This window comes from Gordonibacter sp. (assembly GCF_036667095.1).
GTDB lineage: Bacteria > Actinomycetota > Coriobacteriia > Coriobacteriales > Eggerthellaceae > Gordonibacter.
Map to the genome: position 1 here is coordinate 1 of NZ_JAVWUP010000314.1, position 2,256 is coordinate 2,256.

The 2,256-nt window shown below is 53.0% G+C and carries 2 protein-coding genes; both read right to left on the reverse strand.

Annotated elements, in window-relative coordinates:
- On the reverse strand, positions 1-910 hold a 910-nt coding region (locus tag RR842_RS14110; RefSeq protein WP_332730211.1), incomplete at its 3' end, for a molybdopterin-dependent oxidoreductase.
- Between the two features lie 174 nt (positions 911-1,084).
- Positions 1,085-2,256: LysR family transcriptional regulator (locus tag RR842_RS14115; RefSeq protein WP_332730212.1), on the reverse strand; the 1,172-nt coding region annotated here is incomplete at its 5' end.

Below are 2,256 nucleotides of genomic sequence, written 5' to 3' on the forward strand. Positions count from 1 at the left end.
TTTGGACGAGGTAGGGCAGATTGGTGCGTTCTAGCAGGTACTTCTTGTCGTAGACCTTGATCTCGTGCAGCAGCACGTTCATCATTGCCATGCAAAACGCCATGTCGGAGCCGGGGCGGATGGGCAACCACTCGCCATGCGATGCCTCGGTATTGCAATGGGGATCTACTACGACGGTCTTCATGCCGCGCTGCCAGGCATCGGCCATGGCGCGCGAAGGGCCGGAAGCGAATGCCGCCGAGGCGCCCATGTTGCGACCCAAGGTGATGAGGTAGTTGCAATGCCCCACATCGACGCGGTCGATAAACGTGTTGTTGAACAGTTGCGGTGCATGGTGCACTTCGCACAGAGGACCGCACGACATCGCGTAGTTCGGTGTGCCCATGATAGAGTTGTACGTTTTTTGGAAAGGACCTTCGTGTAGGGTGTCGCCGAAGCCGTACATGAACATGTGGCGACGCGGATCCTTTGCGTAGCATTCCTCCATCTTGGTGAAGATGGTCTCTTTGGCTTCTTCCATCGAGATTTCCTGCCATTGGGGGTCAATGTCAAGACCCTTTTCCGGATTGGTGCGCTTGACGGGCACCTTGCAGCGATACGGATCGTAGAGGTTCATCAACTGAGCTGCACCACGCGGGCACATGGTGCCTTTGTTTGCCGGGTGGTCGATGTTGCCGCGAATTTCTACGGCGACTCCGTTGACAACCTTAACCTCCATGCTGCAGTTGGTGAAGATGCACGTGCCGCAAAACGTCTTGACCCACTTTTCGCCCTTAGCGGACTGGTCGGCATAGGCCAACGACCCCTGCTTTTCAAGCGAAATGCCGGCGCCAAGAGCCAGCGCAGCTGCAACTGCAGCTGTCCCCTCCAAGAAGCTGCGCCTACTGGTTGCTTCAGAGAGCATTCCCATTTTCCCTCCTTCTATCGAATGTGCCTTTGCGTATATCTCGCGTGGTCGCAGGCAAATACCTGCACACTACGCTAGCAATCATTGTGGCAAGATATGAAGGTCTTGGGAATAAGCGGTTGGTCGACAGGGGCATCAACATATGGTTGATACTGCTTATGATCAGGTATTATCGGGCTATGAGGTGTGCGAAAGCTCTTCTGATGAATGGCTTTCGTGGAAGAGATGCTCAATGTGGCCGACCACTTGCCGCGGCAACGCTGTAGTCGATCGCCCCGTTACGGCCACGATGGATGTCTTTATAGAATCCTGTATGGGAATGCAAACAGCTCCTTCTTTTCGATGGGTCAAGGAAATGTTGCCTGATAGCGATATGGCATCGGGGAAGCGCTCGATCAAGCTGCTGGTGCTGCCTTTGAACACGAATTGCGGTTCTCCGTATTCGTCAAGCATGTGGTGTACGATCTCTTCGATTACCGGCTCGTTAAAGCACACCAGTTTTTCCTGCGCAAGCTCGGCCCTCGTGACATAGCGTCGACTGGCCAACGGATGAGATTTGTTCATCAGCGCAGACATAGAAAACTCGACGAGCGGATGTAAGACGAAGCGATCCTCGGGAAGGTAAGAATCCATGCGGTATTCGGGAATCGTTGCCAGCATGACACTACGATCCAGCTGTTCGGCAGATAGGCAAAGCGCAGCTTCTGCCATCTCGAACGAATTGAGCTCGAAAACATCTACGCGCAAAGAGGGGAACGCTTCGGAAAGTTCCTGCAAGATAGCGGGCAAAAAATTGCTTATTGTGATGATGGGTGAAGCCAGCAGTTCGAGGGAAGAACCCCCGCCTTGCTCGACGCCCTGTGCCAGTTTGGCCACCGATTGCTCGAATTCACTGTAAGCCTCCCATAAAGACCCTGCAATCTCGGCAAACTGCTGACCTTTATCGGTAAGGGTCATGCCCAAATTTGTGCGCGTGAACAACACGATTCCACACGTTTTCTCAAGTGACGCGATAGAGCGACTGAGGCCCTGCGGCGAAATGTGAAGCTGCGTTGCCGCTTGGGTGATAGAATGTGTTTGTACAATGTTTAGAAAATGATGGATTTGATCCATGCGCATAATAACACTCTCCCTTGCAACATGCGCTCTGTGTTCGTTTAGGTTCCCCACCAAAACAACCGCATACCGCACAATACCATATGCCCACATAAGGCGCACCGCATAGGCAGACTCAAGCGCACTCGTTGCGCTCGGTCTAGAGTGTTGCGCTGGGTCTGAAATTTTGGGATGTGAAGAAGAGTCCCCATGCTGTTTTTGTCCTTGCTCCTTAACTTTTCTGCAAAAGAAGC